Annotated in this window: 28 protein-coding genes; 11 read left to right on the top strand and 17 right to left on the bottom strand. The window is 67.8% G+C overall.

Annotation, left to right across the window (positions count from 1 at the left end; all coding sequences use genetic code 11):
* Positions 1 to 6: 6 nt before the first annotated feature.
* From PIGHUM_RS17825 to PIGHUM_RS17840, 4 genes are all read left to right on the top strand, one after another.
* Positions 7 to 813: an enoyl-CoA hydratase/isomerase family protein gene (locus PIGHUM_RS17825; protein ID WP_124081046.1), complete on the top strand. Its 807-nt coding sequence runs from the start codon at positions 7 to 9 to the stop codon at positions 811 to 813.
* A gap of 70 nt (positions 814 to 883) precedes the next feature.
* Positions 884 to 1873: a tripartite tricarboxylate transporter substrate binding protein gene (locus PIGHUM_RS17830; protein ID WP_160142336.1), complete on the top strand. Its 990-nt coding sequence runs from the start codon at positions 884 to 886 to the stop codon at positions 1871 to 1873.
* A 43-nt stretch (positions 1874 to 1916) separates the two neighbouring features.
* Complete coding sequence (locus PIGHUM_RS17835) at positions 1917 to 2846, top strand: dihydrodipicolinate synthase family protein (protein WP_124081049.1); 930 nt, start codon at positions 1917 to 1919, stop codon at positions 2844 to 2846.
* A 43-nt stretch (positions 2847 to 2889) separates the two neighbouring features.
* Positions 2890 to 3846: a Bug family tripartite tricarboxylate transporter substrate binding protein gene (locus PIGHUM_RS17840; RefSeq protein ID WP_160142337.1), complete on the top strand. Its 957-nt coding sequence runs from the start codon at positions 2890 to 2892 to the stop codon at positions 3844 to 3846.
* Positions 3847 to 3927: 81 nt separating this feature from the next.
* On the opposite strand, the gene PIGHUM_RS17845 is transcribed toward PIGHUM_RS17840, so the two are convergent.
* Both PIGHUM_RS17845 and PIGHUM_RS17850 read right to left on the bottom strand, forming a co-directional pair.
* Complete coding sequence (locus PIGHUM_RS17845) at positions 3928 to 4995, bottom strand: linear amide C-N hydrolase (protein WP_124081053.1); 1068 nt, start codon at positions 4993 to 4995, stop codon at positions 3928 to 3930.
* A 167-nt stretch (positions 4996 to 5162) separates the two neighbouring features.
* A complete protein-coding gene (locus tag PIGHUM_RS17850) occupies positions 5163 to 6155 on the bottom strand; it encodes a Bug family tripartite tricarboxylate transporter substrate binding protein (RefSeq protein WP_160142338.1) in 993 nt (330 codons plus the stop codon).
* Positions 6156 to 6315: 160 nt separating this feature from the next.
* Here PIGHUM_RS17850 and PIGHUM_RS17855 point away from each other — a divergent pair, with 160 nt between their 5' ends.
* Positions 6316 to 7866, top strand: a complete 1551-nt coding sequence (locus PIGHUM_RS17855) for a UbiD family decarboxylase (protein WP_124081056.1) — start codon at positions 6316 to 6318, stop codon at positions 7864 to 7866.
* 73 nt (positions 7867 to 7939) lie between these two features.
* Here PIGHUM_RS17855 and fdxA read toward each other — a convergent pair whose 3' ends face one another.
* From fdxA to PIGHUM_RS17885, 6 genes are all read right to left on the bottom strand, one after another.
* Positions 7940 to 8281 carry a ferredoxin FdxA gene (fdxA, locus tag PIGHUM_RS17860; protein WP_124081058.1) on the bottom strand — a complete coding sequence of 114 codons (342 nt, stop codon included), beginning with the start codon at positions 8279 to 8281 and terminating at the stop codon, positions 7940 to 7942.
* Between the two features lie 20 nt (positions 8282 to 8301).
* On the bottom strand, positions 8302 to 8757 hold the full coding sequence (gene azu / locus PIGHUM_RS17865) for an azurin (protein WP_124081060.1): 456 nt from the start codon (positions 8755 to 8757) through the stop codon (positions 8302 to 8304).
* 10 nt (positions 8758 to 8767) lie between these two features.
* A complete protein-coding gene (locus PIGHUM_RS17870; protein ID WP_124081062.1) occupies positions 8768 to 10015 on the bottom strand; it encodes an NnrS family protein in 1248 nt (415 codons plus the stop codon).
* 98 nt (positions 10016 to 10113) lie between these two features.
* Positions 10114 to 11157, bottom strand: coding sequence for a helix-turn-helix transcriptional regulator (locus PIGHUM_RS17875; protein WP_124081064.1), 1044 nt, complete (start codon positions 11155 to 11157; stop codon positions 10114 to 10116).
* A gap of 88 nt (positions 11158 to 11245) precedes the next feature.
* The gene (locus tag PIGHUM_RS17880) at positions 11246 to 11674 is read right to left on the bottom strand and encodes a TOBE domain-containing protein (protein WP_124081066.1); all 429 of its coding nucleotides are present in this window, start codon (positions 11672 to 11674) and stop codon (positions 11246 to 11248) included.
* 127 nt (positions 11675 to 11801) lie between these two features.
* Positions 11802 to 13184: a GntP family permease gene (locus PIGHUM_RS17885; RefSeq protein WP_124081068.1), complete on the bottom strand. Its 1383-nt coding sequence runs from the start codon at positions 13182 to 13184 to the stop codon at positions 11802 to 11804.
* 155 nt (positions 13185 to 13339) lie between these two features.
* Here PIGHUM_RS17885 and PIGHUM_RS17890 point away from each other — a divergent pair, with 155 nt between their 5' ends.
* Complete coding sequence (locus PIGHUM_RS17890; RefSeq protein ID WP_124081070.1) at positions 13340 to 15277, top strand: FAD-binding monooxygenase; 1938 nt, start codon at positions 13340 to 13342, stop codon at positions 15275 to 15277.
* Positions 15278 to 15377: 100 nt separating this feature from the next.
* Positions 15378 to 16109, top strand: a complete 732-nt coding sequence (locus tag PIGHUM_RS17895; RefSeq protein WP_160142339.1) for a GntR family transcriptional regulator — start codon at positions 15378 to 15380, stop codon at positions 16107 to 16109.
* A 22-nt stretch (positions 16110 to 16131) separates the two neighbouring features.
* Here the strand turns inward: PIGHUM_RS17895 and PIGHUM_RS17900 are convergent, their stop codons facing one another.
* The 5 genes from PIGHUM_RS17900 to PIGHUM_RS17920 form a co-directional block, all read right to left on the bottom strand.
* Positions 16132 to 17133 (bottom strand): porin, encoded by a 1002-nt coding sequence (locus PIGHUM_RS17900; protein ID WP_124081074.1) that lies wholly within the window; start codon positions 17131 to 17133, stop codon positions 16132 to 16134.
* Between the two features lie 137 nt (positions 17134 to 17270).
* Positions 17271 to 18278 carry a TAXI family TRAP transporter solute-binding subunit gene (locus PIGHUM_RS17905; protein WP_124081075.1) on the bottom strand — a complete coding sequence of 336 codons (1008 nt, stop codon included), beginning with the start codon at positions 18276 to 18278 and terminating at the stop codon, positions 17271 to 17273.
* Positions 18275 to 18976: a dienelactone hydrolase family protein gene (locus tag PIGHUM_RS17910; protein WP_124081077.1), complete on the bottom strand. Its 702-nt coding sequence runs from the start codon at positions 18974 to 18976 to the stop codon at positions 18275 to 18277. The genes PIGHUM_RS17905 and PIGHUM_RS17910 overlap by 4 nt, the downstream gene beginning before the upstream one ends.
* Before the next feature lie 77 nt (positions 18977 to 19053).
* Positions 19054 to 20292, bottom strand: coding sequence for an NAD(P)/FAD-dependent oxidoreductase (locus PIGHUM_RS17915; RefSeq protein WP_124081079.1), 1239 nt, complete (start codon positions 20290 to 20292; stop codon positions 19054 to 19056).
* Between the two features lie 32 nt (positions 20293 to 20324).
* Positions 20325 to 20792 (bottom strand): flavodoxin domain-containing protein, encoded by a 468-nt coding sequence (locus PIGHUM_RS17920; protein WP_124081081.1) that lies wholly within the window; start codon positions 20790 to 20792, stop codon positions 20325 to 20327.
* Positions 20793 to 21007: 215 nt separating this feature from the next.
* Here PIGHUM_RS17920 and PIGHUM_RS17925 point away from each other — a divergent pair, with 215 nt between their 5' ends.
* The 4 genes from PIGHUM_RS17925 to PIGHUM_RS17940 all read left to right on the top strand — a co-directional run bounded on the left by PIGHUM_RS17925 (position 21008) and on the right by PIGHUM_RS17940 (position 23860).
* Positions 21008 to 21679, top strand: a complete 672-nt coding sequence (locus tag PIGHUM_RS17925; protein ID WP_124081083.1) for a cupin domain-containing protein — start codon at positions 21008 to 21010, stop codon at positions 21677 to 21679.
* A complete protein-coding gene (locus PIGHUM_RS17930; protein ID WP_124081085.1) occupies positions 21676 to 22251 on the top strand; it encodes a cupin domain-containing protein in 576 nt (191 codons plus the stop codon). The genes PIGHUM_RS17925 and PIGHUM_RS17930 overlap by 4 nt, the downstream gene beginning before the upstream one ends.
* A gap of 68 nt (positions 22252 to 22319) precedes the next feature.
* The gene (locus tag PIGHUM_RS17935; protein ID WP_124081086.1) at positions 22320 to 23324 is read left to right on the top strand and encodes a Bug family tripartite tricarboxylate transporter substrate binding protein; all 1005 of its coding nucleotides are present in this window, start codon (positions 22320 to 22322) and stop codon (positions 23322 to 23324) included.
* Positions 23325 to 23398: 74 nt separating this feature from the next.
* Entirely contained in the window at positions 23399 to 23860 is a 462-nt protein-coding gene (locus PIGHUM_RS17940) for a MarR family winged helix-turn-helix transcriptional regulator (protein ID WP_124081087.1), read from the top strand.
* A gap of 25 nt (positions 23861 to 23885) precedes the next feature.
* Here the strand turns inward: PIGHUM_RS17940 and PIGHUM_RS17945 are convergent, their stop codons facing one another.
* From PIGHUM_RS17945 to PIGHUM_RS17960, 4 genes are all read right to left on the bottom strand, one after another.
* The gene (locus tag PIGHUM_RS17945; RefSeq protein ID WP_124081088.1) at positions 23886 to 24365 is read right to left on the bottom strand and encodes a bacteriohemerythrin; all 480 of its coding nucleotides are present in this window, start codon (positions 24363 to 24365) and stop codon (positions 23886 to 23888) included.
* A gap of 123 nt (positions 24366 to 24488) precedes the next feature.
* On the bottom strand, positions 24489 to 24920 hold the full coding sequence (locus PIGHUM_RS17950; RefSeq protein ID WP_124081089.1) for a nuclear transport factor 2 family protein: 432 nt from the start codon (positions 24918 to 24920) through the stop codon (positions 24489 to 24491).
* On the bottom strand, positions 24917 to 25753 hold the full coding sequence (locus PIGHUM_RS17955) for a fumarylacetoacetate hydrolase family protein (protein WP_124081090.1): 837 nt from the start codon (positions 25751 to 25753) through the stop codon (positions 24917 to 24919). The genes PIGHUM_RS17950 and PIGHUM_RS17955 overlap by 4 nt, the downstream gene beginning before the upstream one ends.
* Before the next feature lie 73 nt (positions 25754 to 25826).
* Entirely contained in the window at positions 25827 to 26798 is a 972-nt protein-coding gene (locus PIGHUM_RS17960) for a Bug family tripartite tricarboxylate transporter substrate binding protein (protein ID WP_124081091.1), read from the bottom strand.
* Between the last annotated feature and the right edge of the window lie 2 nt (positions 26799 to 26800).

Raw genomic sequence — 26800 nt, forward strand, 5'->3', positions numbered from 1 at the left:
ATATTCATGAATGCATCGCTTTCTTCAGAGTCGCAGTCCCAAGAGGTGCTCTACCGGGTAGAGGAGCATGTGGCATACGTCACGATCAACCGCCCGGACCAGCGCAACGCCATCAATCGTTCGGTGCGGCGCACGCTGATCGACCTGTTCAGCAATGCGTCGGTGGATCCGGACATCTGGGCGGTCGTGCTCACGGGGGCGGGCGACAAAGCGTTCTGCGCCGGAGGCGACCTGAAAGAGTTCGACCAGGCGGCGCGGGACGCGAATCGTTTTCCCGTGCCGATGACCGGCCCGGACCGCAATCTCCACGAAACCGTGCTGGAGACCTACAAGCCCACCATTGCGGTGCTGAACGGCGGCGCGTATGGCGGGGGATGCGAGCTGGCCATCGCATGCGACCTGCGCATCGCCGCCAGTCACGCCACGCTGCAATTGCCCGAGGCCAGGCGCGGCATGGGGGCGAACTTCGCCTCGGTGCTGCTGCCGCGCATGTTGCCGCGCGCGGTGGCGATGCGGATGCTGTACACGGGCGACCCGATGACGGCGGAAGAGGCCCGTCACTGGGGGCTCGTCAACGAGGTCGTGCCGGCGGAGGCATTGGACGAGGCGGCACGGGCGCTGGCCCGCAAGGTGGCGACGAATGCGCCCTTGACGCTGCGCCGCTACAAGCACGTGGCGGTGAAGGGATGGGACATGCCGGTCGCCGCCGCCTTGCGCATGGACGTCGGACCCAACCCGTATGTCAGCGAAGACCGGCAGGAGGGGGTTCGGGCGTTCGTCGAAAAGCGGGCGCCGAGATGGCGCGGGCGCTGAGCCTTTGGGCGCGGCAATGGATGGCTGCGGCGGCCTGCCGCCGGCATCGTCGATCAATCGAGGAGACAGTATGAAAACGAAGAAATGGGCTCGCTTGCCGGCCTGGCTGACGGCGGTCTGCGCCGTGCTGTCGGGCCCGGCGGCGCATGCCGCGTCCGCGGCCGGCTATCCGTCCCGCCCCATTACGCTGATCGTGCCGACGGCGCCGGGGGGCGGCGCGGACTTCATGGCCAGGGTCCTGGCGCAAACCATGACCAGGATGCTGGGCGAGACGGTGGTGGTCGAGAATCGCGGGGGCGCGGGGGGCACCATCGGCTCCAGCCACGTCGCCAAGGCCGCGCCGGACGGCTACACCCTGCTGCTGGGCTATATCGGCACGCACGGCACCAATCCGGCGCTCGGCAAGCTGCCCTACGATGCCGTGGCCGATTTTGCTCCGATTTCGCTGATCGCCGATGCCCAGACCGCGATTCTGGTCCACCCCAGCGTAAAGGCCGGGAATCTTGCCGAATTGATCGCGCTGGCGAAGGCGAATCCCGGACAGCTCAACTTCGCCTCGTCGGGCAAAGGCAGCATGCCGCACGTGGCCGGCATCATGTTCGGCCAACTTACCGGCACGAGCATCGTCCCCATCCATTATCGCGGGTCGGGGCCGGCCCTGAGCGATACCGTCGCGAATCGCACGCAACTGATGTTCGGAACGCTGGTGAGCGCTTCGCAGTACATCCGCGACGGCCGGCTCAAGGCGCTGGCGGTGACCGGCACGAGCCGGTCCGCGCTGTTCCCCGACGTGCCTACCGTGATCGAATCCGGGCTGAAAGGGTTCGAGGTGCCCCAGTGGTACGGCGTGCTGGCGCCGGCGAATACGCCTCCTGACATCGTCCGGAAACTGAATGCCACCGTGCATGGGGCATTGGCGGACCCGGACACCGCGAAACGCTTCGCCGATCAGGGCTCGGATATCCGCACCAGCACGCCCGAGGCGTTCAAGGCCTTCATCGGAACCGAGATCACCCGATGGACCGAGGTGACCCGGTCCGCCAACATCACCGCAGACTGAGCTGCCCCGGCGCGGCCGGCCGCGCCGCCATCCTGGATTCGCCATGACTACACCCATTCTTCCCGGCGTCTATTCTCCCGTCATGACGCCCTTCACCCGGGACGCCGAGCCTGCCGTGCCCCAGTTCGTCAGCTTGTGCCGATGGCTGCGCCGGTGCGGCGTCGGCCTGGCCGTGTTCGGCACGAACTCCGAGGCCAACTCCCTGACCGTGTCCGAGCGGCTGGATCTGCTCGACGCATTGATCGGCGCCGGCATCGAACCCGCCAGCCTCATGCCCGGAACCGGCAGCTGCGCCGTCGGCGATGCCGTGCAGCTGACGCGCCACGCGACGAGGCACGGCTGCGGCGGCGTGCTGATGCTGCCGCCTTTCTACTACAAGGGCGTCGGCGACGAGGGGCTGTTCCGCTACTACGCGCGCGTCATCGAAGCGGTCGCCGACGATCGCCTGCGGATATTCCTCTACCACATCCCGCCGGTATCGCAGGTGCCGATCAGCCTGCCGCTCATCGAGCGCCTGCTTCGGGAGTTCCCGGGAACCGTCGCGGGCGTGAAAGACAGTTCGGGGGACTGGGCCAATACCGCGGCCATGATCGAGCGTTTCGGTCCGCAGGGTTTCCTGGTCTACGCCGGCAGCGAGACCTTCCTGCAGCGCACCTTGGAGGCTGGAGGGGCCGGCTGCATCACGGCCACCGGCAATGTGAACCCCGCAGCCATCGTCGATGCCTGCCGGCGTTGGCGCGAGCCCGGCGCCCAGGCACGGCAGGCATCGCTGGACGCGACCCGGGCGATATTCCAGAAGTATTCGATGATCCCGGCCATGAAGGCGGCAATGGCCTGGAAGTCGGGCGACGGCACCTGGCGTTCGGTGCGGCCGCCGCTCGTCGAGCTGGATGGCGGCCAATGCCGGCTGCTGGAAGACGAACTCGCCGCTGCCGGCTTTGAACTGCCGGACGTCGATGCGTTGCGCGCGTGAGCTGATCACAACCAGAAACCAGAGAAGAGAACAGGAGACTTGCATGAAATCGCTTTTGGCATTGTTCGGATTCGCCGTCGCGGTAGGGACGGTATCCAGCGCGGCGGGCGCGGAGTTTCCCGTGCGCCCCATCAAGTTCGTCATTCCTTTTACGCCCGGAGGCTCGGCCGACGTCACCGCCCGGATACTGGCGCCGCGGCTGATGGCCGTGCTGGGCCAGCCGGTCGTCGTCGAGAACCGCGCCGGCGGGAGCGGAATCGTGGCAACGCAGGCCGTGCACGGCGCCGCGGCGGACGGCTATACCTTGCTGATGCTGACGCCGTCGCATACGGCCAACCCCGTCATCCAGAGCAAACTGCCCTACGACACGCTCGAAGATTTCGTGCCGGTGGCCATGCTGGTCGATGTGCCGGGCCTGCTGGTCATCAACAGCAGCCTGCCCGTCTCGACCTTGCCGGAACTGCTCGACTACGCCAAGACCCACCGTGTCTCGTACAGTTCGGCCGGTGTCGGCACTTTCCCCCATCTCGGCGTGGAGGACCTGGCCAGCCGGGCCGGCGTGCCCATGCTGCACGTCGCCTACAAAGGCGCAGCCCCCGCCCTGAACGACCTGATCGCGGGCCACGTGGACATGAAGCTCGATGGGTACACCACTTCCATTGAGCATATCAAGGCAGGAAAGCTGCGAGCCATCGCCGCGACCAGTACCGAGCGGCTGGCGGAACTGCCGGACACGCCCACTGTTGCGGAGCTCGGATTCCCCGGCTTCGAAACATCGTTCTGGATGGGGGTCGCCGCGCCGGCCGGCACGCCGCCCGCCGTGGTCGCCAAGCTGCAGCAAGCATTCATTGCCGCGTTCGATACGGCAACGCGCGAGCGCCTGGCCAATCTCGGCGTGCGCGTCATCGCCAAGCCCGGCGACGAGCTCGACGCCCTGGTCAGGCGCGAAATCCAGCAGTGGAGCGAGCTCGCCAAGCGCCAGGGTTTCGTCAAACAGTAGCGCCGGCGTCCCTTCCCGGGCCGGCGGCGGGCCGGCTGCCGTCAGGGCGTGCGCTGGCCCGGGAAGGATGGAAAGCCCGGTTCAGACCCCGAGGAATTTGAAAGGCGCTGCCTGCTTGAATCCGCCGTTGGCCATGCCCGAATAGATGTTCGCCTGGTTCGGCCCGAGGTCGAGTTTCATCACCTTTCCGGTCTCGCGCGAGAAGTCCAGCTTCGTCAGGTCGACCCAGAAGACGTTCGGCGTCAACGCCGACTCGAAGAAGTAGCGCTTGTGCTTATGGTCGGCAACGGTGCGCCAGCGGGTCGAGGAAATGTTGGGCTGGTCCGGCGTGGTGATGCCCAGCGGAACCGACACGTTGCGGATGACGCTGAAGACGCTGGCGATCGTCTCGACCGGATCGCTCGTCTTGGGAATCGCGCTTACATAGAAAGCCGCGCGGGCGAAACGGTCGGCCGAGCGGTTGGTGCCGGGCAGCATGACGGTGCCGCCGATCTGCTTCCAGTACTCCTCCATCGCAAGCTGCTGGTCGAAGGTCGGCGAGTTGGTCATGACCTGGTAGCTGCGGCCGTGGTGGATGACCTGCCTGCCGTCGAGGTACTCGATGATGGCGCTGTCGCCGCCGGCGTCCGAGAGCGAGAGGTGCAGGGTTGCAAGACGCGCTTCGCCGGGGACGTTGTCGGTGACGACCGTGTAAGGTTCTTTCGCCAGCGTATCGACCGCTTCCTGCACGGTGGCGAAATTGTCGAGCGCATATTGCGCCCAGGCCGCCAGCGTCAGGCCGGGCGTCTTGCCGTCGTACGCCGGATAGGACGATTCGACCAGCCACAGGACATTGGCAACCAGTCCCGCTTCGTTCATGCCGTCCGTGGTCGAGATGTCATAGCCCGAGGCGATGACGCTGCCGTATTTCGAGGTCCACTGGACCGAGTTCGGCCCGGCTTCGCCGGACCGCTTCATGCCACGCGGGAACACCCAGAGATTGGTGCCGACATCCACCTTCCAGTCCATCGAGCGCGCCGTGACGACCTGGTCGTCGGCGCCGAAATAGACGAAGCGCGTGCAGGCTTGCGCGGTCGAGGCTGCCAGCATGCTCGCGCAGGCCAGCAGGGCGGCGCAGGCGGATGCGCGGGGGTGCGTTCTTCCGTTCATCGAGCTCTCCATTCGAAGCGGTCGGTCCTACTGCGGCCAAATGATGGAAGGCCGCCAGTGCCAGCGACGATTACGCTGGTGCGACAGCGTGACGACTTTACCGCATCCATCAGCAGAGGACCAACCATCCGACGAGGGCCGGAATCGAGCGAGCGAAGGCGGCTGGCCTATTGCGGCTCGATCCCCGCGTCTTTCACGATCCTGGTCCACTCCGGAATGTCGGATTGGATCAGCCTGGCGAAATCGGCTTGCGAGCCCGGCATCATTTCTATGCCCACGGGAGCGAATTTCTCGTGCGTGGAGGGCAGTTTCAGCATGGCTTGCACGGAAGCGTTCAGCTTGTCCGCAATCGGCTGCGGCACGCCGATCGGCGCGACCAGGCCTATCCAGACCGTCATCGAGAACCCCGGGATGATTTCGTTCAAGGCCGGCAGGTCGGGCATGGCCTCGGACCGCTTTTCGCCGGTGGACGCCAGCGCCCGCAGCCGGCCGGCCTGCACATAGGGCAGGGTGGAAGTCCCGCCTTCGAACATCATGTCGATCTGGCCGCCCAGCAAGTCGTTCATGGCCGGAGCGCTGCCCTTGTAGGGGACGTGCAGGATATTCGTGCCGGTTCGGCGCGTGAGCATTTCGCCCGCCAGGTGGTGGGTGCCGCCGCGCCCCAGGGAGCCGTAGGTCAGTTTGCCGGGCTTGGACTTGGCCAGCGCCACCAGATCCTGCACCGTCTTGACCGGAAGGGAGCTGTTGACCACCAGATAGAAGGGCGTGGAGAACATGGTGGCGATAGGCATGAGGTCCTTCGCCGGATCGACCAGAAGCCCCTTGGTCGTCAGCGGGTTCAGGATCATCCCGGTCTGCGAACTGACGAACAGCGTATAGCCGTCGGGCGCCGCCCGGGCGGCGGCCTGGGCTCCGATGGCCTGGTTGGCGCCGGGGCGGTTCTCGACCACGACGGGCTGCCCCAGCCGGCCGGCCATGTCTTCGGCCAGGGTGCGGGTAAACGTGTCAACCAGGCCGCCGGGCGTATAGGGCACGATGATCTTGATCATGCGGTCGGGATAGCGGCCGGCCTGGTCCTGGGCGGGCGCCGCCGCCGGCGCCAGCACCGCGGCGGCTAGGGCCAGCCAGGCCACTGCTTTTTCTCCAAGGCGTATCTTCATTCCGTCTCCTCCTGTGGTCGAAGCGGGCGCTGTCGATGAGCGCCGCGGTTGCGCCGCCATCTATGGATGGTCGTGGCGTTTCTCTGTTGTCGAGATTAATATAAAGATATCTTATATAAACAATCATTACAAACTTTCCATGAAGACAAGGAGGAAAAACATGGACCGGCACCCTTCTCGCTCGCACAGCGGTCCCGACCTGCAACGATTCGGCCTGCGCGCCTTCCTCGCGTCCTTGCCCGGCGATGAACTGGAACGGGAGGCCGCTCCGGTCGCGCTTGCCGATGTCGCGGCCCGCCTGGACGGCAATCCGCGCGCGGTATGGTTCGAAGGCCTCGAAGGAAGCAGTTTCTCTTTATGCGGCAATGTCGCGGGCAGCCGAGCCCGCCTGGCGGCCGCTTTCGGGACCACGGCGGATCGGGTGCTGCCCGAGATCCTTTCGCGCTTGCGCAAGCCGGGCGAACTGGTGGAAGTCCCTCGCGCGCATGCGCCGGTCCAGGAAGTCGTGCTGACCGGCGACGAATGCGACCTGACCGCCTTGCCGGTACATCTCCAGCATGAGTTCGACGGCGCGCCCTATATATCGGCCTCGGTCGACTTCGTCCACGATCCCTCCGCGGGGCATACGAACGTAGGCATGCGCCGTCTCATGCTGCGCGGCCGCCGCGTGGCAGGCGTAGACCTGGTCGCGCCGTCCGACCTGCGCGCCATCTATCTCGCGCGTGCCGAACGAGGCGAGCGCACGCCGGTTGCGTTCGCCATCGGCAGCCATCCCGTCGACCAGCTCGCCGCCACGCTGCGTTTTCCCGGCGACGAACTGGCGCTCGTCGCGGCGTTGCGAGCCCAACCGCTGGGCGTGGTCAAGTGCGTGACGAACGACCTCCTGGTGCCCGCCGACGCCCAGATGATTCTCGAAGGCTATTTCGACGAACGCGGGCATGTGGAGCCCGAAGGCCCTTTCGGCGAGTTCCTGGGCTACTACGGAGCGGTAAAGCGCAATCCGCTATTCCATCTGACTGCCATCACCCATCGCCGGGACGCGATTTTCCAGACCTCGTCCATCGGGGGGCCGAGCATGCACTGCACGGATACGGCGCAGCTGTGCTCGCTGCGGACGGAGATCCTCGTATGGAAGGCGCTGGAGGCCGCCGTGCGCGATGTGCGGGCGGTCTACGCGCCTGCCGCCGCGGGCGGATCCTTCAACGTGCGGATCGCATTGCAGCAACGCGTCCCGGGCGAGGCGCGCAATGCCATCGCGGCTGCTTTCGGCTGCCTGGGCAACGTCAAGAACGTGTTCGTCGTCGATCCGGACATCGATATCTATTCCGACGCCCAGATGGAATGGGCGCTGGCGACGCGTTTCCAGCCGGGCAGGGACCTGGTGGTCCAAAGCGGCCTGCGGACCGTTCCATTGGACCCTTCCCTGGACGGCTCGCGGATTACCGACAAGGCCGGATTCGATTTGACGCTGCCGTTGCTGGCGCCCGGGGCCAGGCGCCCGATCGAACACGAAGTCCCGCATCCCCCAAGCTTCGGCTCTCCCCGCCATGTTTCCCTGGATGCCGCATTGGAGAGCGGGCCCAAGTTCTTCGCGGAGCTCATGGCGGCCATCGGAACGCGCGACGGCCGCGAGGTCGTCCGGTGGCTGGAAGATACTGCGCCACGCCGTCCCGTCGTGCGCGACAGCGAGGGCCGTTATTGCTTCGGTTGATTCCGCCCCGCGCGCTTTCGCCAGTCCATGATCTTTCCGCTCGCAGGCGGTCGCCGGGCAGGGAAGAGGCGGCTCAGCTTGCCGGCCCGTTGCCTTCGTCCAGCAGGTGCCGCTTGTCGCGGACCAGGGCCCATGCGTCGGCATCCGGCAGCGAGCCCTTGCCGCGCGAGATCACGCGCCAGCGCTTGGCCAGCCGTGCGTTGAGGGCGAGGAAATCGCGCTGGTCGGGCGGGGTCAGGTCGTCGAGGAAGATCGCGTCAACCGGACATTCCGGCACGCACAGCGCGCAGTCGATGCAGTCGTCGGGATCGATGGCCAGCATGTTGGGGCCTTCCCGGAACGCATCGACGGGACAGACGACGACGCAGTCGGTGTACTTGCATCGGATGCAGGCTTCCGTGACGACGTGGGTCATCGTGTGTCCCCGTGCTTCTGCTATTTGGCGATGGCCAGCGTGCCCTTCATGATGCCCGAATGCCCGGGGAAGGAGCAGAAGAAGGCGTAGTTCTCGCCAGCCTTGAGCTTGGAGGTGTCGAACGTGACCGAGTCGCTTTCGCCGCCGCCCAGCATTTTGGTGTGGGCGATGACGCGCGCATCGTTCGGTTTGAGGTAGTCCTTGGCCAGGCCGGCCGGAATGCCTTCGGCGGCAATGCCTTGCAGGTCCGCGGCCTTGCTCAGCACCCAGTTGTGGCCCATCGAGGCCTTGGGCATTTTGCCCGTGTGCTTGAGCTTGACCGTGAACTGTTTGCAGCTCTCCGGCACGGCGATGCTGGTCTTGTTGAATTTCATGGCGTCGTTGGCCTCCACGTCCACGTCGCAGGTGGCGGCCATGGCAGGGCTTGCGAACACGGCTGCCAGCAGCAATGGCGGGAGGGTATGCAGGACTTTCATCAGTGCTCCTTCAGGAAAGCGGGTGGAAATTCGATGCCGTCTTGCGTGGCACGGGGACACGCGCGGCGGCCTGGTCGATGCGCGGCCGGATCAGCATCGGGAAAAAACGCCAGAGATAGAGCCCGAACGCGAGTATCCATGCCGCCGTCGAAGCGTGCAGGGCGCCGATGGCGAAGGCCGTGGGCAATAGCGCCAGCAGGCGCAGCGCCGCCGCCAGGATGACGAGCGCATAGGCCGCCACCATGCTGCGGTCGGTGCGCAGCGGACGTCCGAGGTGGCCCAGCGCCGTGCGCGTGACCATGCCGATGATCAGTACGGAAAAACCTCCCACGCCGATGACGTGCGCCGGCCAGGCCAGGCGCAGCACCCAGCCTGCCGCGTGCGCGGCGGCCACCAGCAGGCCCGCGCCCAGGGCGGCGTAGCCGGCGTACAGGATCCACAGCAGCGGCACGCGCCGTACCGCCCAGGGACGCCACGCCAGTACTTGCCAGCAGGTCAGCGCGCCGGTGGCCGCCAGGGCGATGCCCGCCGCCGGCAGCCAGCCTGCCAGCAGGAAGGCGATCGCGAGCAGGCCGGCGCCGAGCTGCCACTGGCCGCTGCGGGTGTGCATGGGAATCTCCAGGCCCGCGACGGCGCGTGTCGCGAAGAACGGGATCACCCGCCGCGCCACCAGCAGCGCGATGACGGCCATGCACAGCAGGCCGATGTCGAAACGCATCAGCAGCACGGCGTAGTCGCCTTGCCGGGCGGAGAGGAGATAGAGCGCGTTCGCTGCGCCCAGTCCCAGCACGAGCAGCGGTATGCCGTAATTGCGCCGGCTGCGCGCCGAGTAGATGGCCCGCCCCAGGGCCGCGGCCGCCCAGCCGAAGAACAGGGTCTCGCTGGCGGCGCCGAGCCAGAATCCCGCGCCGGCGGGAATCAGGTAGCCGGCGCGCGCCAGTACCCACAGGAGCGCCAGCGCGCCCAGGCGCTTGCCATGCAGCGGGTTGATGCCGGTCCAGTTGGCGCCGGCGGTGAGCAGGAAACCGACCGCGATGGTGGCGATGAAGCCCCACAGCATCTCGTGGGCGTGCCAGGCCACGCCGCCGAGCGGGCCCGTGAGCGCCTGGGGCGCGAACACCCAGAGCGCGAGCGAAACGGCGGCCCACAGAGTGCCCGCAAGATACAGGGGCCGGAAACCCAGTTCCAGGAAAGCGCGCCACTGCGGCGGCGCAAGCGCGCCGCGCACCGGCTCTTCGATTTCCAGCAGCTTGGCCATGGACGGGCTCCGTAGGCGTATTGGGCGATGGTCCTTAAGATGTATTTTAAATGAATCTTATGGGGAAAAAGCAAATATCGTTCTTGGCGGCGAGGATTTCACTTGGGCCCGAAGCCGGCCGGCGCGGCGGACCGGTTCGGCAGGGCGGTGGTGGGGGGCGCCCACGTCTGGTGATGCCATTCCGACGGCAGCAGGCCGAAGCGCATCTTGAACAATTTGCTGAAGCCCGATTGATCCGCGAAGCCGCAGCGCCACGACAGCGAACCGATGTGCAGCCTGGGGCTGCGTTCGATCAGTTCCTTGGCGCGCTGCAACCGGATCTCGCGCAGTGTCCCCATCACGGTTTCTCCCCGTGACGCGAACGCCGCATACAGGCGCGTGCGCGAGCAGCCTGCGCCGCGGGCGATGGCCGTGGCGTCCAGGTCGTGGCGATGGGCCTCGCGGTCCATGAAGCGCAGCGCCGCGGCGTGGCGGCCGGCGTTCAGGTCTTCTTCCATATCGGACTGCCCTGTACGCGAGTCCTGGCGTCCGAGATTGCGCAGCATCAGCAGCGCGAGTTCGCGCGTTCCCTCCAGCAAGCCCGCATATTCCACGCCGTCGAGCTTTTGCGGCTGGCGCGCCAGCAGGGCCAGATGGTTCAACTGGCTGGCCAGCGCGGGAGCCAGCACGCAGCGTTCCAACGGGATCGGCACGTTGCCGGGTTCGCGTCCCAGCGCCGCCCGCACGTCGTCGCGCTGCAAAGCCAGGAATACCTCCCGCGAGCCCTGGCTCCAGCGGTAGTTCCCCATGCGCCTCGGGTCGTACAGGCCCAGCGTGCCCGGGCCGACGCGCTGCAGCTCGCCCGGGGCGGCATCGCGCAGCAATTCGCCGGACTGGATCAGGGTGACCACCACCATGTCGGGCGCATTCGCCAGGCGGCGTGATGCCGCGCGCATCTCGTAGGCCGATGAGCGCATGGTGCCGAAGATGCAGGTCTGGCTGCGCAGAATGAGCAATTCCGCATCCAGTTCGGCGCCTGGCGGCAAAGGCTGCAGCTCTACCCATTGGTGCGCGCGCTCCCGCCAGGAGTCGAAGCGCAGCGCGGGTTCGACGTCGTGGGAGGACAGATGCTCCGGCACGCAAGGTGGTTTGGAGGAGGGCATGACACAAAATGATACACCTCGCGGGCGCGGTGCTGCATCCGGGACGCGTCCGCCGGTAATCAGCGATGTGCCGGGTCCGGTATCGGATTCAGCCGTCGAGGCCGACGATGACGCTGGATGCCTTAAACATGGCCGCCGCGGGCTTGCCCGGGGCGAGGCCCAGGCGCTCGGCGCTGGTGTTGGTGATGATGGCGGCGACTTCCAGTCCGTTGCCGCCGGTGATCGTGACGTCGGTATTGACGGCTCCCTTGGTCAGGGCGCTTACCTTGCCCGATATCACGTTCCGGGCGGAAACCTTGCCGGCGTCGACGTCCACCATGACGATGACCGAGCTCGCCTTGACGAGCGCCGCGACCGCGACGCCGGGCTTCAGGCCGAGGCGGTCGGCGCTTTCGCGCGTGACCGTCGCGACGATTTCCTGGCCCGCCGCGGTACGGATGATGATTTCGTCATTGACGGCGCCGGCGGTAGTCTGGGCCACGGTGCCGGAAAAATGATTGCGTGCGCTGGTTAGCATGGTGGGTATTCTCCTGGTGCGAGTCGTCGAGTGTACAAGCCGGCCGTTCGCCGGGCGTCCCGCGGATCCGGCTCCGCCGGTCCGCCAGCGCCGCCCCTGGGGTGCGCGCGAAGCGCGTAGGGAGGTCCTACCCCAGCGGCGGCAGCATGTTCATCAGCAGCACCATGCCCAGCCCCACCAGGGCGACGATGGACTGCACCACCGAGATGGTCTTGGTGGCCTCGCCCATGGTCATGCCGAAGGATTCTTTCACCATCCAGTAGCCGGCGTGGTTGGCGTAGTTGAAGAACAGCGAGCCGCAGCCGATCGACAGCGCCAGCAACGGCACGTTCAGCCCCGGCTCCACGCCGGCCAGCGGCGCCAGCAGGCCGGAGGCGCCGACAATGCCGACCGTGGCGGAGCCGGTCGATACCGACAGCAGCATCGAGATGATCCAGCCCAATACCAGCGGCGGCAGCGCGAAGGCCTGGGTCAGGTGGACGATGGCGTCGCCGACCCTGGCGTCGGTCAGCACCTGCTGGAAGGCCCCTCCACCGGCGATGATCAGCAGGATGCCGGCGATGGGCTTCAGGCTGGCGCCCAGCGATTCGCGCAGTTTCTCGGCATCGCCCCGGCGGGCGTAGACCAGCAGGATGGCGGCGAACAGCACGCCGATCAGCATGGCGATGACGGGATTGCCGAGGAAGGCGGCGAGCTTGAAGGCGAAGCCGGTCTTGGGCAGCAGGATTTCCGCCACGGCGTGCACCAGCATCAGGATGGCCGGCAGCAGCGCCACCAGTACGCCCAGGCCCATGCCTACCGGAGCGCTGCCGTGCGCCTGGCCGGTGGAGAATTGATCGATGAGCGCCTGGTCGGGGCGCACCGCCAGGCGCGGGGCGATGAAGCGGGCATAGACCGGACCGCCCAGCACGATGGCGGGGATCGCCGCAATGAAGCCGTAGATCATGGTGGCGCCGACGCTGGTCTTGAGCGTGGCGATGGCGGTCAGGGGGCCGGGGTGGGGCGGCACCATGCCGTGCATGGCGGCCAGGGCGGCGATGACCGGCACGCCGACGTACACATAGGCCGAGCCCTTGAGCGCCTGCTGCTGCTCGAGCTTGCGCGCCACGCTGAAGATCAGCGGCAGCAGCACGACCAGGCCCACTTCGAAGAACATCGGGATGCCGACGATGAAGGCGACCAGCGACATGGCCCACGGAATGCTCCTGGCCGAGGCGCGTTCCAGGATGACGCCGGCCAATCCATCGGTCACGCCGGTATCGGCCAGGATCTTGCCGAGCATGGCGCCCAGTGCGATGACCACTCCCACGGCGCCCAGCGTCTTGCCCGCGCCGTTGGTGATCGCCTGGGCCAGCGCGTCGGGCGCCATGCCGGTGACAAAGCCCACGCCTACGCAAACCACCAGCAGCGCCAGCAGCGGGTGCATGCGGATCCGCGAGACGATGAGCCCGACCAGCACCAGTACGCTGATCAGGGCGGCGACAAGAAGGTGGACGTCATTTGCTGTCATGGTATCCCCGGTTGTGCGGCCGACGGCGGTTCGTCCAGTCTATACGAATCCCCTTGGAAAATTGCTGAACGGCCCGCCGTTCCGGCGGCCGGCGGGAGGGGGAGAACTGCGATAATGGCCGGGTTCATTCCCAGTTCCTATGGATACGTAGCGCCATGCAATTCCACCTGAACGGTTTCAAGGCCGGCGACCCCGACATCTCCGAACCGGCCGCGCACGCGGCGAGCGGGCATGACGGCGTACTGCCCGGCAAGGTCGACGTGCTGATCGTGGGCAGCGGCCCGACCGGCCTGACGCTGGCCACGCAGTTGTCCGCCTTTCCCGATATCCGTACCTGCATCGTCGAACAGAAAGAGGGCCCGCTGCGGCTCGGGCAGGCCGACGGCATCGCCTGTCGGACGGTGGAAATGTTCCATGCCTTCGGCTTCAGCGAACGCGTGCTGCGCGAAGCCTATTGGGTCAACGAGACCTCGTTCTGGAAGCCCGACGACGCGCAGCGCGACCGCATCGTGCGCAGCGGCAGGATCCAGGATACGGAAGACGGCCTGTCGGAATTTCCGCACGTGATCCTGAACCAGGCCCGCGTGCACGATTTCTACCTGGACGTGATGCGCGACTCGCCGTCGCGGCTCGAGCCCGCCTATTCGCGCCGGCTGCTGGAGCTGACGGTGGCGGGGCCGGAAACCGGCACCAGCCATCCCGTCACCGCGCGTTTCGAGCGGCTCGACGCCGGGCACGAGGGCGAAGTCGAGACGGTGCAGGCGCGCTTCGCGGTCGGCTGCGACGGCGCGCACAGCACGGTGCGCAAGTCGATCGGGCGGTCGCTTCACGGCGAATCGGCCAACCAGGCCTGGGGCGTGATGGACGTGCTGGCCGTGACCGATTTCCCGGACATCCGCATGAAGTCGGCGATCCATTCCGCCAGCGAAGGCAGCGTGCTGATCATCCCGCGCGAGGGCGGCTACCTCGTGCGCCTGTACATCGAGCTGGACAAGCTCAACGAGAACGAGCGCGTCGCCAGCCGCCAGATCACCTCCGACCGGCTGGTCGCCGCGGCGCAGCGCATCCTGCACCCGTATGCGCTGGACGTGAAGGAGGTCGCGTGGTGGTCGGTCTACGAGATCGGCCAGCGCCTGTGCGACAAGTTCGACGACGTGCCGGAGCAGCAGGAGCACGAGCAGCTGCCGCGCGTCTTCATCGCCGGCGACGCCTGCCACACGCACAGCCCCAAGGCGGGGCAGGGCATGAACGTCTCGATGCAGGACGGCTTCAACCTCGGCTGGAAACTGGCGGCCGTGCTGCGCGGCCGGAGTTCGCCGCAGATCCTGCACACCTATTCCAGCGAGCGCCAGACCGTCGCCAAGGAACTGATCGATTTCGACCGCGAGTTCGCCAAGATGTTCAGCGCGGCCCCCAAGGATCCTTCCAGGACGGACAGCACGGGCATCGACCCGGCCGAGTTCCAGCGCTATTTCGTCAAGCAGGGACGCTTTACCGCCGGCACCGAGACCTGCTACTACCCGTCGCTGGTCTCGGCCGAGCCCACGCACCAGGAGCTCGCCGCCGGGCTGCCCATAGGCATGCGCTTCCATTCGGCGCCGGTGGTGCGGCTGGCCGACGCCAAGCCCATGCACCTGGGGCATGCGGGCGGCGCCGACGGCCGCTGGCGGCTGTATGTCTTCGCCGATGCCCAGGATCCTGCCAGCCCGGACGGCAGGCTCGCGGCGCTGTGCGATTTCCTGGCCGTATCGGAGCGGTCGCCGGTGCGGCGCTATACGCCCGCGGGGGCCGACGTCGACGCCGTGATCGACGTGCGCGCGGTCTTCCAGCAAGGGCACCGCGCGCTCGCCCTGGATGCGATGCCTGCCTTCCTGCTGCCCCGCAAAGGCCGCCACGGGCTGGTCGACTACGAGAAAATGTTCTGTGCCGATTCGAAGAGCGGCCAGGACGTCTTCGACATGCGCGGCATCGACCGCGAGCGCGGCTGCGTGGTGGTGGTGCGGCCCGACCAGTACGTCGCGCACGTGCTGCCGCTGGATGCGCATGCCGAACTGGCGGGGTTCTTCGACGGGTTCATGGTGGCGGAGAGCTGAGCCGCCCGAACAGCCCGCGTCCGGCCGGGCCAGGGGCAGACGGCGCTCTTCTATAATCAGGGCCCGCCCCCCGGCCCCATCCGACAAGCCTCCCCCACGTATGTCTACGATCCCCGCGAAAATCCAGGCCCTGATTTCCGAGCGCATCATCAGCGGCGACTTTCCGCCGGGGACGCGCCTGGACGAGCGGGCGCTGGCAGAGGAATACAAGGTGTCTCGCACGCCCATACGCGAGGCGCTGCGCCAGCTCGCGGCGCGCGGGCTGGCCGAGATCGTGCCGATGCGGGGGGTGGTGGTCAAGCAGATCGGAGTCAAGGAACTGGCCGAGATCCTGCATGCGGAATGCGAGCTGGAGGCGCTGTGCGCGCGGCTCGCGGCCGAGTCCATGACGGCGCTGGAGCGCAGCGAGCTGGAATACATCCACCAGCGCTCCAAGGAACATGTGGACAACGGCGACGTGGACGGCTACCTGGAGACCAACAAGGAACTGCACCGCCTGATTCTCGAAGGCGCGCACAACCAGGCGCTGGGCGACATGGTCGGCGACATCCGCGAGCGCCTGAGCCCCTATCGCCAGTACCACCCCGCCGAAAGCGACCGGCTGGCCTCCTCGCACGCCTCCCACGAGAAGATCGTGCGCGCCATCCTCGACGGCAAGGGCGAGGAAGCCTTCCTCGCCATGCGTTCGCACAATGCGCACCTGGGCAACGCCGCGCTGCGCGCGATCCGCCAGGCCTACGAAGAAGCGGGCAAGTCGGCCGAGACCGGCGCGCCTGCGCCGGCCAAACGCAAGCCCGCCGTCCGCCGGCGCGCCGCCCCGGCGGCGTCCTGAGCCGCCGGGGCCGGCGCCGCGTTCAGAACCGGTGCAGCAGGCCCATCGACAACTGCTTCTGTTCCTTGCGGATCGCAACCGCGCCGCTGCTCGAGTCGCCGGTGTTGAAGTAGGCGTACAGGGTCGTGCGCTTGGACATGGCGTGGCTGTAGCCCACCGCGATGTTGTCGACCTTGCTGCCCGTGGCGCGCTGGTAGCCGGCCAGCACCTGCCCGCTGCCGACCGGAACGTTCACGCCTATCGAATAGGCATGGTCGTTCCGGACGCCGTAGAGCGCGCCGTTGGAGTTGTGCAGCCGCCCATAGGCCGCATGCACGGTGAGCGGGCCGAAGTCGTACGCGGCGGCCAGGGTCAGGTTCTGCGGGTTGCGCTGTCCCGATACGGTCTTGACGTACTGCCAGGTCGCCACGGCGCGCAGGCCGGCGCGGGTATAGCGGGCGCCCGCTTCCATCATGCGGTTGTTGTTGCCCGCGCCGGGCACCTCCGCGTCGGCCTGGGCGAAGGAATAGCCCAGGCTTCCCTGCAGGCCGGCCATGACCGGGGTCGTGTAGTAGATGGCGTTGTTGGTGAAGCCGTTGCCGAATTCCGGGTCGTTGTAGGCGAACGCCGTGCCCAGCGTGGAGCGTCCGTAGCCCAGGCCGAACGGATTGCCGGTCATGCCGGCCCAGGTGAATGCGGTACCCATGAAGCGGCCGAGCTTCACTTCCCCGGCGGTCTTGCTGTTCAGCCCGACGTACGAGCCGCCCTGGAACAGGCGATTGCCGAACCACGATCCGGTGTCCGTGGTGAAGCGGTTCTCCAGCACGAACAGGGCTTGCAGGCCGTTGCCCAGGTCTTCCGTGCCGCGCAGGCCGAAGCGCGATTGGGTGTGATTGCCGCTCTGTATGCCGTGGATGGCGGATTGGCCCTCGGTCTTGTCGTACATGTAGCCGGCATCGACGATGCCGTAGAGCGTGACCTGGGTCTGGGCCTGGACGATGCCGGCCGTGCCGGCCAGCAGGATGCCGGCGATGGCGTGTTTCATTCTTTCTCCTCCGTGTGCGCGATGGAATGGCGGGAGCCCGGCCGCGCCTGCCCGACTCCCGTGGGCGCGAGCCGTCCCGCGCCGGCCCGGGTGGGCCGGCGGGAAAGACGCGTGCCGGTGGAACGGGAAAGCGCGTGTCAGGCCGTGGCGGCCGGCGCCTCGAGCAGGCCCGCCTCGCGGTAGTAGCGCGCCGCGCCCGGGTGAAGCGGGATGGGCGGGCGCGCCATGCGGCGGGGGTCGATGGGGTAGGTCACCGGGCTGCGCTTGGGCGGGATGTGCCGGTACTGGCGTTCCAGCGATTCGCGGGTTTCGGCCAGGCACCAGGTCAGCAGATGGGCGACTTCGTCGGGCATGTCGTCGCGCACCATGACCAGGAAATCCGAGAAGTCCAGCGCGGGCAGGTCGTTGCGCAGCTTGTCCCAGTAGCCGGCCGGCAATACGCCCGACGGAAGTCCGTGTTCGGCCGCGAGCTTGTCCAGCGCCGCCCGCTCGGCGGGCAGCGGGACGGCCTTGCCGCTGTCGATCAGCTGCGACCACCAGGGCGTCATGACGGCTTCCTGCAGGACGGCGTCCACGGTGCCGGCCTGCATGCGTTCCAGGCAGTCCCGGGGATGGGTGTCTTCGACGTAGCAGCCGCCCCAGCTGCGCAGGGTGTCTTCGTCTATGCCGTGGGCCGCCATCAGCAGGCGTCCGACGTAGCCGATGAGGTTGGTGCCGTCGTTGCTGGAGGCCGCGATGCGCAGCGGCGGACGCCGGCGCCGCAGTTCCTCGAAGGACGAGATGCCGAGGTCCGGCGCCAGGGCCAGCAGCATCCTGTCGTCCTGCGGCAGCACCGCCAAGGCCCGCAGGTTCGGCGTGGGGCGCGGCTGGAACAGCCCGCGGCCTTCGAGCGCCAGCGGCAGCAGTGCGGCGGGCGTCATGACGCACAAGTCGGCCTGGCCGTCCTGGACCTCGTGGATGGCTTCGATGCCGCCGCCGCGTATGCTCCAGATGGCGACGCGGCTCGCTGGGCCGGCGCGGTTGCAGAACTCGTTGCACAGCCATCCGCAGATGCGATGGATATTGGCCAGCCCCCAGTCGCCGACGAAATTCAGCGTATGGGAGCGGGACAGCCGGGGCTCGTCGTGCCGGGCGGGCAGGCTCATGCTTGCTCCTTGAGGTGGCGGTCGAGAAACGCCAGCGCGCGCTGGTCGGCCAGTTCGGCGGCCTGCGCCAGGCGCGTCTTGCCGCCGCGGCGGGCGAACGCATGGCCGGCGTTTTCGTAGAGATGGAGGCTCACGGCGTCCCGGCCGCCCAGGGCCGCGGCGACCGATTCGCGCACGGCGGCGGGGATGAGAGGGTCGTTGGTGCCCACGTGCATCTGCAGGGGCGTGGCTTGCGCGCCCGTCCGGCCGACCAGTTGGTCCAGGCCCACGCCGTAGTAGCTGACGACCGCATCGACGTCCAGCTGCAGCCAGGCCAGGAAGGCCATGCGGCCGCCAAGGCAATAGCCCACCACGCCGACCGTGCCGTGGCGTTGTTTGAGCATCTCCACGAGTGCGGCCAGGTCGGCCATCGCGGCGTCCGGCTGCTTGCCGTAGGCCTGGGCGGCCTCCATGGCGGCGGCGTGGCCGGCTTCGTCGTCGGGATCGAGTTCGATCCCGGGCCGCTGGCGCCAGAACAGGTCGGGCGCGACGGCGCGGTAGCCGTGCGCGGCATAGTGCGCCACGGTCTGGCGGATGGCGGCGTTGACGCCGAAGATTTCCTGCAGGACGACCAGGGCCGGCGCGCCGGCGTCGTCGGGGCCGGCGGCATGGAGGCCCATGCTGCCGTCGGGAAGGGTAAGGGTGGCGTTGAACGTCATGGACGGACGAGCTCCATAGGAGGAAAAAAAGGGAGAGACGGTCGGAGGCCGGCCGCGTTGGAACGGGCCAGGCCGCTTCAGCGGCCCAGCGCTTCGCGCAGGGGCACGGCGGGATCGGCCAGCCTGGCCGGATCGGGCCGCGCGCGGTTCTGCAGGGCGCGCCGCGCCAGGCTCATCTCGCGCGGGCTGTTGAGCGTGATCGCGCCCACCAGCCGGCCCTGCCACAGTTGGAAGATCGCCATGGCGTCCTTGCCCAGTTCGCGGCAGACCTCGGTGTCGGCCAGGCCGCCGTGCCCGGCGACCTGCAGATTCCAGGCGAATTGGTCGGACCACATCCAGGGCGGACGGAGCGGCGCGGCGGGGCGTCCCAGCATCGCCTGGGCGGTGGCCAGGGCCTGGTCGAGCGCGGGTTCCCAGGCTTCCAGCCGGGCGGAGAAGCCGGGATAGGAGTCCAGTTCCTGGGGGCGTTGCGCCACGTCGCCCGCGGCGTAGATGTGCGGGTCGCTGGTGCGGCCCTGCGCATCGGTCACGATGCCGTTTTCCACCTGCAGCCCGGCAGCTTGCGCGAGCTCGGTGTTCGGGACCGCGCCGATGCCGACCACGACGACGTCGGCGGGCAGCGAGGCGCCGTCCGCCAGGACGACCGCATGGACCGCGTCCGCTCCTTCCAGCGCCTGCACGGCGGCGCCGAGCCGCACCGATACGCCCTCGTGGGTGAACTTGTCGCAAAACCGCCGGGCCAGGGTATCGGGCAGGGCGCGCCCCATCAGGCGCGGTCCGGCTTCCAGCACCGTGACCGTGCACCCCAGGCGGCAGGCCGTGGCGGCGACTTCCAGCCCGATGAAGCCGCCGCCGATCACGACGACGCGCGCACCCGCCGTCAGGCGCGTTGCCAGCCGGCAAGCGTCGCCGTGTGTGCGCAGGTAATGGAGATTGGACTGCCCGCGGTCCATCGGCAGGATGCGCGCGCGCGTGCCGGTGGCCAGCAGCAGCTTGCCGTAGCTCAGCGGCCGCCCGTCGTCCAGCGTGACGGTGCGCGCCTGGGGCGCGATGCCGGCGACGCGGGTGCCCAGCAGGAGATGGATGCCGGCGGCCTGCCAGGCTTCGCGCTCGCCCAGCATGGCGCGCGGCGGCGCGTCGCCGCCGCCGGCCAGCTGCGCCAGGCAATCCTTGGAGAGCGGAGGACGTTCGTACGGGGGATGAGGCTCGTCGCCGACCAGGGCGATCGAGCCTTCCGGGCAGTGGCGCGCCAGCTCGCGCGCGGCGGCGCCGCCGGCGGGGCCGCCGCCGGCGACCAGGTAATCGAAATCGGGCATGGCGGGATCTCGTGCCGTCTCGGCGGCGCCGGTCAGCACGGCTGCGCCAGCGAGGCCTGGGGCAGCCAGGTTTCCAGCCACTCGGCCGCGGCGTCCTCGGGATAGCGGCCGCTGCGGGTGTCGTGTTCCAGGCGCGTGCCGATGCGCTGGGCGCCGAGCGCGGCCAGCAGTTCGTCGAAGTGCCTGCCGCCGAAGCAGAAAGTCTGGGGGTAGAGGCTGTCGCCCAGGCTGATCACGCCGTAGCGCACGCCGTCCAGGTCGGGCCGGGACGCCTGGAGCGCGTCGTACAGGGCCTGGCCGTTGGCCGGGATTTCCCCCACGCCATAGGTGGAGGAGCAGACCAGGTAGAGGCCCGGAGCGATGTCCGCGGCCTGGATCTCGTCCATCCGCCGGACCCGGGCGGTCAGGCCGGCGCCGGCCAGTTTGTCGGCGAGGTCGTCGGCCAGCATTTCCGCGGTGCCGCTCATGGTCGCCACGAGGATCGTAATGGTGTCGTGCATGGGTTCTCCTGTGTTTGCCGCAAGCGGTCCGAGGGGCGGCGGCCGGCTGTCTGTCCGTGAAATGACTGATTTTTTCAATTAGACAAATATTTACTTTTTGGAGATTTTTGTCAATAGGGATATGCTGCAGCGTTACGGCGGCAATGAGCCATGGCAAATTTCGGCCGTCGCCCGCCGGGACGGGAATGAACAACCACGAATCGAGAAACAGCAACATGACGATCAAGCCAGACGCGGACGGGGCATTGCGCATGCCCGAACCCAGGCCGGACAAAGCGCCGGTCAAGACCAATGCCTATCGCTACGCCAGGCAGGCCAACACGCAGCTCCTGCCCATGTTCCCGTACGACGGGCCGGGCGACATCGTGTCCGCCTGCACGTCGATCCGTGCCGGCGGCCAGTCCGGCAAGCGCGGCTATTTCCTGCACACCAACGCGGTGGACGAGGTCATGGTGTCTTTCGGCGCCAACGGCCGGGTGCGCACGGGCGACGTCGTGGTCGGACCCAAGACGCACGGTGTGGGCGGTTCGGGCGCGGCGGAGTTCTTCGCTTTGAACGTGGTCACTCAGCGGCAGCTGGAAGAGGGCGAACAGCTCGAAGCCGTGGCCTTCGCCTGCGAGGCGTGCAGCCAGGAGATCTTCAAGCTGTCGTTTTCCGCTTTCACGACCGCCGACCACGACGGCTTCTTTCCGCCGCTGCCTTCCAATGCCGGCGCCGCCGAGGCCGCCGCCCGGTTCAACGCGTCCGAGGCGAACCGAACGTGCAAGGCCTGCGGCCACGTCAGCGATCCGTTCCCCATCGCCATGTGGGGCTGGGACAAGTACCTGCGCGCCACCTCCGTGTCGGAGGACGCGCGCCGCGCGCTCGAGGAGGCGATCCGCAAATGACCGCCATCGACATCCGCAGGAAGAACATGCTCAACCTGTTCCGCGAAGCGTCCAAGCTGGGCGCTTTCGACGAGTTTCCGGTTCTGCGCCCCGAGGTCGATCCGCAATTGCACGTCAGCCGCAACGACGTCGACCAGCCGTTCCACCTGATCTGCGCCAAGGATTCCGTGATCGCGCTGGTCAGCGGCCGCGCCCAGGTGTCGTTCACCGCCGGTGCGGTGCGCTACTTTGACATGGAGCCCGGCGATTTCGTCTACGTGCCGGCGGGCATCCCCCACAGGCTGGAAGTGCGCGAGCCGGGCATACAGCTGCGCTACAAGGCGCGCGAGCCTGGCCTGGAAGCGGTGGCCTGGCTGTGCCGGGGATGCGGCGAGGAAATCCATCGCCACGTCTGGGATACGGCCGACGTCCTGCCGCAGGAAGGCTATCTGCAGGCTTGCCGGCGGTTCAACGAAGACGAGGCGCTGCGCCGCTGCCCGAACTGCGGCGAGGTGCATCCCCCGGTCGCGCTGGAGCCGTTCCGCTGGGCCGACGTGGCCGAGACGCTGCGCGGCCAGGCCGCCGCGGCCTGAACCCATTCCGACATGGCCGCCGGGGTACGACGCCACGGCGGCACGAACTGCAACCAACAGGAGACATCATGAAGACAAGGATGAAACAGGCGGGCGGGGCGCGCCGCAGCATGGCCGCGGGCATCGCCGCGGCGTGTTGCGGGCTGGTTTTCGCCGCCGGCGCGCAGGCCCAGGATTTTCCGAAGGGAACGGTGAAGCTGGTGGTGCCGGGCCCGGCCGGCAGTTCCATCGACAACGTGGCGCGCGCGCTCGCCGAACACCTGGGCGAGGCCTGGCGCGGCACGCCCGTGATCATAGAGAACCGCCCCGGCGCGAGCACCACCATCGGCGCTGCCTGGGTGGCCAAGGCGCCGGCGGATGGCCACACCTTGCTGCTGACGCCCACGCCGTTCGCCCAGACTCCCTTCCTGTACCGCAACCTGCCCTACGATCCGGTCAAGAGCTTCGCGCCGGTGGCCCAGATCGCCGATTCGCAGCTCTGGCTGGCGATCGGCAGCGACATACCGGCCAGGACGGTAGGCGAATTCGTGGCGCTGGCCAAGGGCGCGCCCGGCAAATATTCGTATGCCTCGGCCGGCGCCGGCACGACCCTGCACCTGTATGGCTACGAGCTGGCCAAGCGCGGACGCGTCGACCTCATGCACATTCCCTACAAGGGCGTGCCGCCGGCGGTGATCGACGTGGCGGGCGGCCGGGTATCGGCGATCTTTGCCGCGCTGTCCGACCTGGAGCCCCAGGTGCAGGCCCACAAGCTGCGCATCCTGGCCAGCACGGGCGCCCAGCGGTCGTCGCTGACGCCGGACATGCCCACGCTCAAGGAACTCGGATTCGACGGTTTCGAGACGGCGGGCTTCCTCGGCTTGTTCGCCCCCGCCGGAACGCCCGCGCCGGTGGTCGAGCAGATCGCCCGGGCCGTCAGCGAGGCCATCGCCACGCCCAGGGTGGGCAGGGCCCTAGCCTCGTACGGCTACGAGCCGGTGCGCAGCTCGCCGCAGGCTTTCGCCGCGCTGCTGAAGACGCAGCTGGAGGTATGGCGGCGCGCGATCGGCGAAGCCGGGGTACAGATGGAGTAGCGGAGGAGGGGCGGCGGGGCAGGATGGATCGAATATCATGCTGGCATCGACCACTGAATGCTACGCTTCTGCCCATGCCGACCCCGAAAGGCAAGAAAGCGCCTGCGCGTACCGCCGCAGGCGAATTGCTGACCGATCTCGTCCTGCAGGTCTTCAAGGCCAACACCACGCTGGAGACGGCCGCGCCGGCCGTCATCCAGGACGATCGCATCAACTCGCCCAAGTGGCAGATCCTGGGGGCGATCCGCCACGAAGGCAAGACCGCGGCGCAGCTGGGCCGCGAACTGGGCATGTCGCGCCAGATCACGCTCTGGAATGCGCGCTCGCTGGCCGGCGACGGCCTGATCGCCTTCGAGGCCAATCCGAATCACCAGCGCGCCCAACTGGCCACGCTCACCGACGAGGGCAGGGAAGTGCTGGAGAAACTTACCGCCAACCAGGTGGCATGGATCAACGAACTGTCCGGCGGGTTCGACCAGGAACAACTGAGCGTGGCCTTGCGGACGCTGCAGGCCTTGTGCGAGCGCCTGCGCTGATCGAACGCGGGGGAGCCGGCTGCCGCTAGACCTTGCGGCGCAGGACCACCGGCTTGCCGCCGAAGGCCTGCTTGCTCATCCAGGCGGCGAGCGCGGCGTCGAGGTAATCGGCGTGCCCGGGGAACCACTGGAACAGGTGCATGGCGAAATCGTGGACCAGATCCGCGCCCGCCTGGCCGGTGCGCACCAGCTCCCGCACTTCCTGCGTGGATTTCATCACCGCGGCGTGCTCGTCGATATGGCAGTCGGAGGGCGGAAAGCCGGTCGTGCGCATCCACTCTTCTTCCTGGCCGAAGTGCGACTTCAGGTGTTCCTCGAAGGCTTCCAGCGCCTGGGGCGCGGACTCCTGCGTACAGGTCAGCAGGCGGAATGCGACCTCGTAGAACTCCTGGTGCGAGTCGTCCATGGGCGTGAACCCGAGCAGCCGGGCATCGGACCACATGAGACTGGTATCGCTTTCGGGGCGGGGCGCGTTGTCGTCGCGCAGGGTAGGCTCTTGCTTCATGGTGCGTCTATCGGATAAGGCGAGCAGAGGAACATGGTACTCGCTTTGCGGGGAGAACTGCAGCACGGGTGTCCGCGGGCAGCGAGCCGCGCCTGGCAAGCGGTGTTCCCCCCGCCTGCCTCGCTAGTGCGCGCTGCGGAAAACCGCCTTTCCCGATTTGTGCGCGATACGCCAGCCGTCGCTGGTCAGGGCCAGGGTGTCGCGCACCAGCTGGACCGCCCGGATCGGCGGCGTCGGCACCGGCGCGCCGGCCGCCGCGCCGCCTTCGTGGCGCAGCACGACGACGTACATCGAGGCGGCGGCGGTCCGCTCATCCTGGCGGTCGACCACCAGGTTCTGCACCAGGTGGGTGGTGATCACGCCTTCCCCGCGCTGGCTCAGCGCTTCCAGCAGCGCCGTCCGGCCCTTCAGAACCTTGCCCTGGCGCTCCCAGACGCCGTCGGGCAGCATTTGCGCGGCCAGCGTTTCATAGTCGCCGGCATCGAGCGAACGGTAGAAGCGGTGGATGACATCCATGCACGCCATGGCCAGGCTGCCTTGCGCCTCGGTGCTCATTGTTCGTCCTCCACGGTGTTGGCCAGGATGCCGATGCCGGCAATATCGACTTCGATTCGATCCCCCTGTTTCATCCACACTTGCGGATCCCGCCGGTGGCCGACGCCGGCCGGCGTGCCGGTGGCGATGACGTCCCCGGGAACGAGCGTGGTGATTTCGGACAGGTAGGAAAGAATCAAGGGCACCGAATAGATCAGCAGGTCGGTGCCGGAGCGTTGCATTTCCCGGCCGTTCAGGCGTGTGGCCAGCGTCAGCCGGGTGGGGTCCGGGATTTCGTCCGCGGTGACGATCCAGGGGCCGTAAGCGCCGCTGCGGTCGAAGTTCTTGCCGGCGGTGACCGAGAACTTCTGGTAGTCGCGGATGCTGCCGTCCATGAAGCAGCTGTAGCCGGCGACGTACTGCAAGGCATCCTGTTCGGATACGAGGTGCGCGGGGCGGCCGATGACGGCTGCCAGTTCGCCTTCGAAATCGAAGCGGGTGGATGCCTTTGGCCGGATGATGGGCATCCCGTGGGGCACGATGCTTTCGTGGACGCGGATGAAGACCGAGGGGCGCGGCGAAACGTCCCGGCCGGTTTCTTCCGCATGCGATTTGTAGTTCACGCCCACGCAGAATATGCGGTTGGCCGGTTCGATGGGGGCCAGGAGCGTGACGTCCGCGAGCGCGTGATCGGCGCTTGCGCCGCGTGCCAGCCGCGCCACCTCGTCCGGCGCCGCCGCCATCGCGCCGATGGTGGAGAGATGCGGCGCACGGCGGCCGACGTCGACGACGCCCGACCCGGCGACGATGCCCGTGCTGGTCCGGCCATCGGCCTGGAATTTGATCAGTTTCATGGTGTTTGCTTCCGTGTGATTGGATGAGGCAGGCGGCTGCCCGGGGGAGATGCCGCGCGCCGGCCGGGGCCCGTCAATCGGCCTTCGCGCCGGATGCCTTGACCACCGTGCTCCATTTCGCCACTTGTTCGTCGAGATAGCGCTGGGCCTGTGGAGGGGTGTTGCCGACCGCGACTGCGCCCAGTTCGTCCAGGCGCTTCTGCACGGCCGGATCGTGCATGGCCTCGCGTACTTTCTCCGACAGCTTGCCGATGACCTCCGGCGAGGTGCCTTTGGGCGCGACCAGGGCAAAGAACGAAGTCGATTCCGCAGCCGGGAATCCCTCTTCGGCCAGCGTCGGCACGTCGGGGAGCTGCGGGATGCGTTCGCGCGACGTCGCGGCGAGCGCCCGCAGCTTGCCGGCCCGTATCTGGGGAATGACGTTGGGCGTGTTGTCGAACATCACCTGTATCTGACCGCCCATCAGGTCGGTCATGGCCGGGGCATTGCCGCGATAGGGGACGTGCAGCATGGTCGTGCCGGCCTGGCTGTTGAACAGTTCGCCGGACAGGTGGAAGGGCGAGCCGCTGCCGGGCGAACCGTAGGCCACGCCTTTCGGGTTGGCCTTGGCGTAGGCGATGAATTCCTTGAGCGTCCTGGCCGGCACCGCCGGATTGACCACCATGACGCTGGGGGATTCGGCCAGGATGGAGGCCGGCACGAAATCCTTTACCGGATCGTAGTCGAGCTTGGAGAACAGGCTGGGGTGGATGGCCAGCGTGCTGGTGTTGCCGAGCAGCAGCGTATAGCCGTCCGGCGCCGCCCGCGCCACGTGGGCGGCGCCTATCGTGCCATTGCCGCCGGTCCGGTTTTCCACCACGAATGTCTGCCTGGTGAGTTCGGTCAGTTTCTGCGCAAGCGCCCGGGCGACGATATCGTTGGTGGCGCCGGCGGCCAGCGTCACGACTATCGTGACGGGGCGGGACGGGTAGCTGGATTGGGCCTGCGCGATGCTCGACCCGAGCAGCGCGCATGCAGCCATGGAAAGAATCAGTGGGCGTCTCATCC

The sequence above is a fragment of the Pigmentiphaga humi genome, assembly GCF_900606115.1.
Lineage (GTDB): Bacteria > Pseudomonadota > Gammaproteobacteria > Burkholderiales > Burkholderiaceae_B > Pigmentiphaga > Pigmentiphaga humi.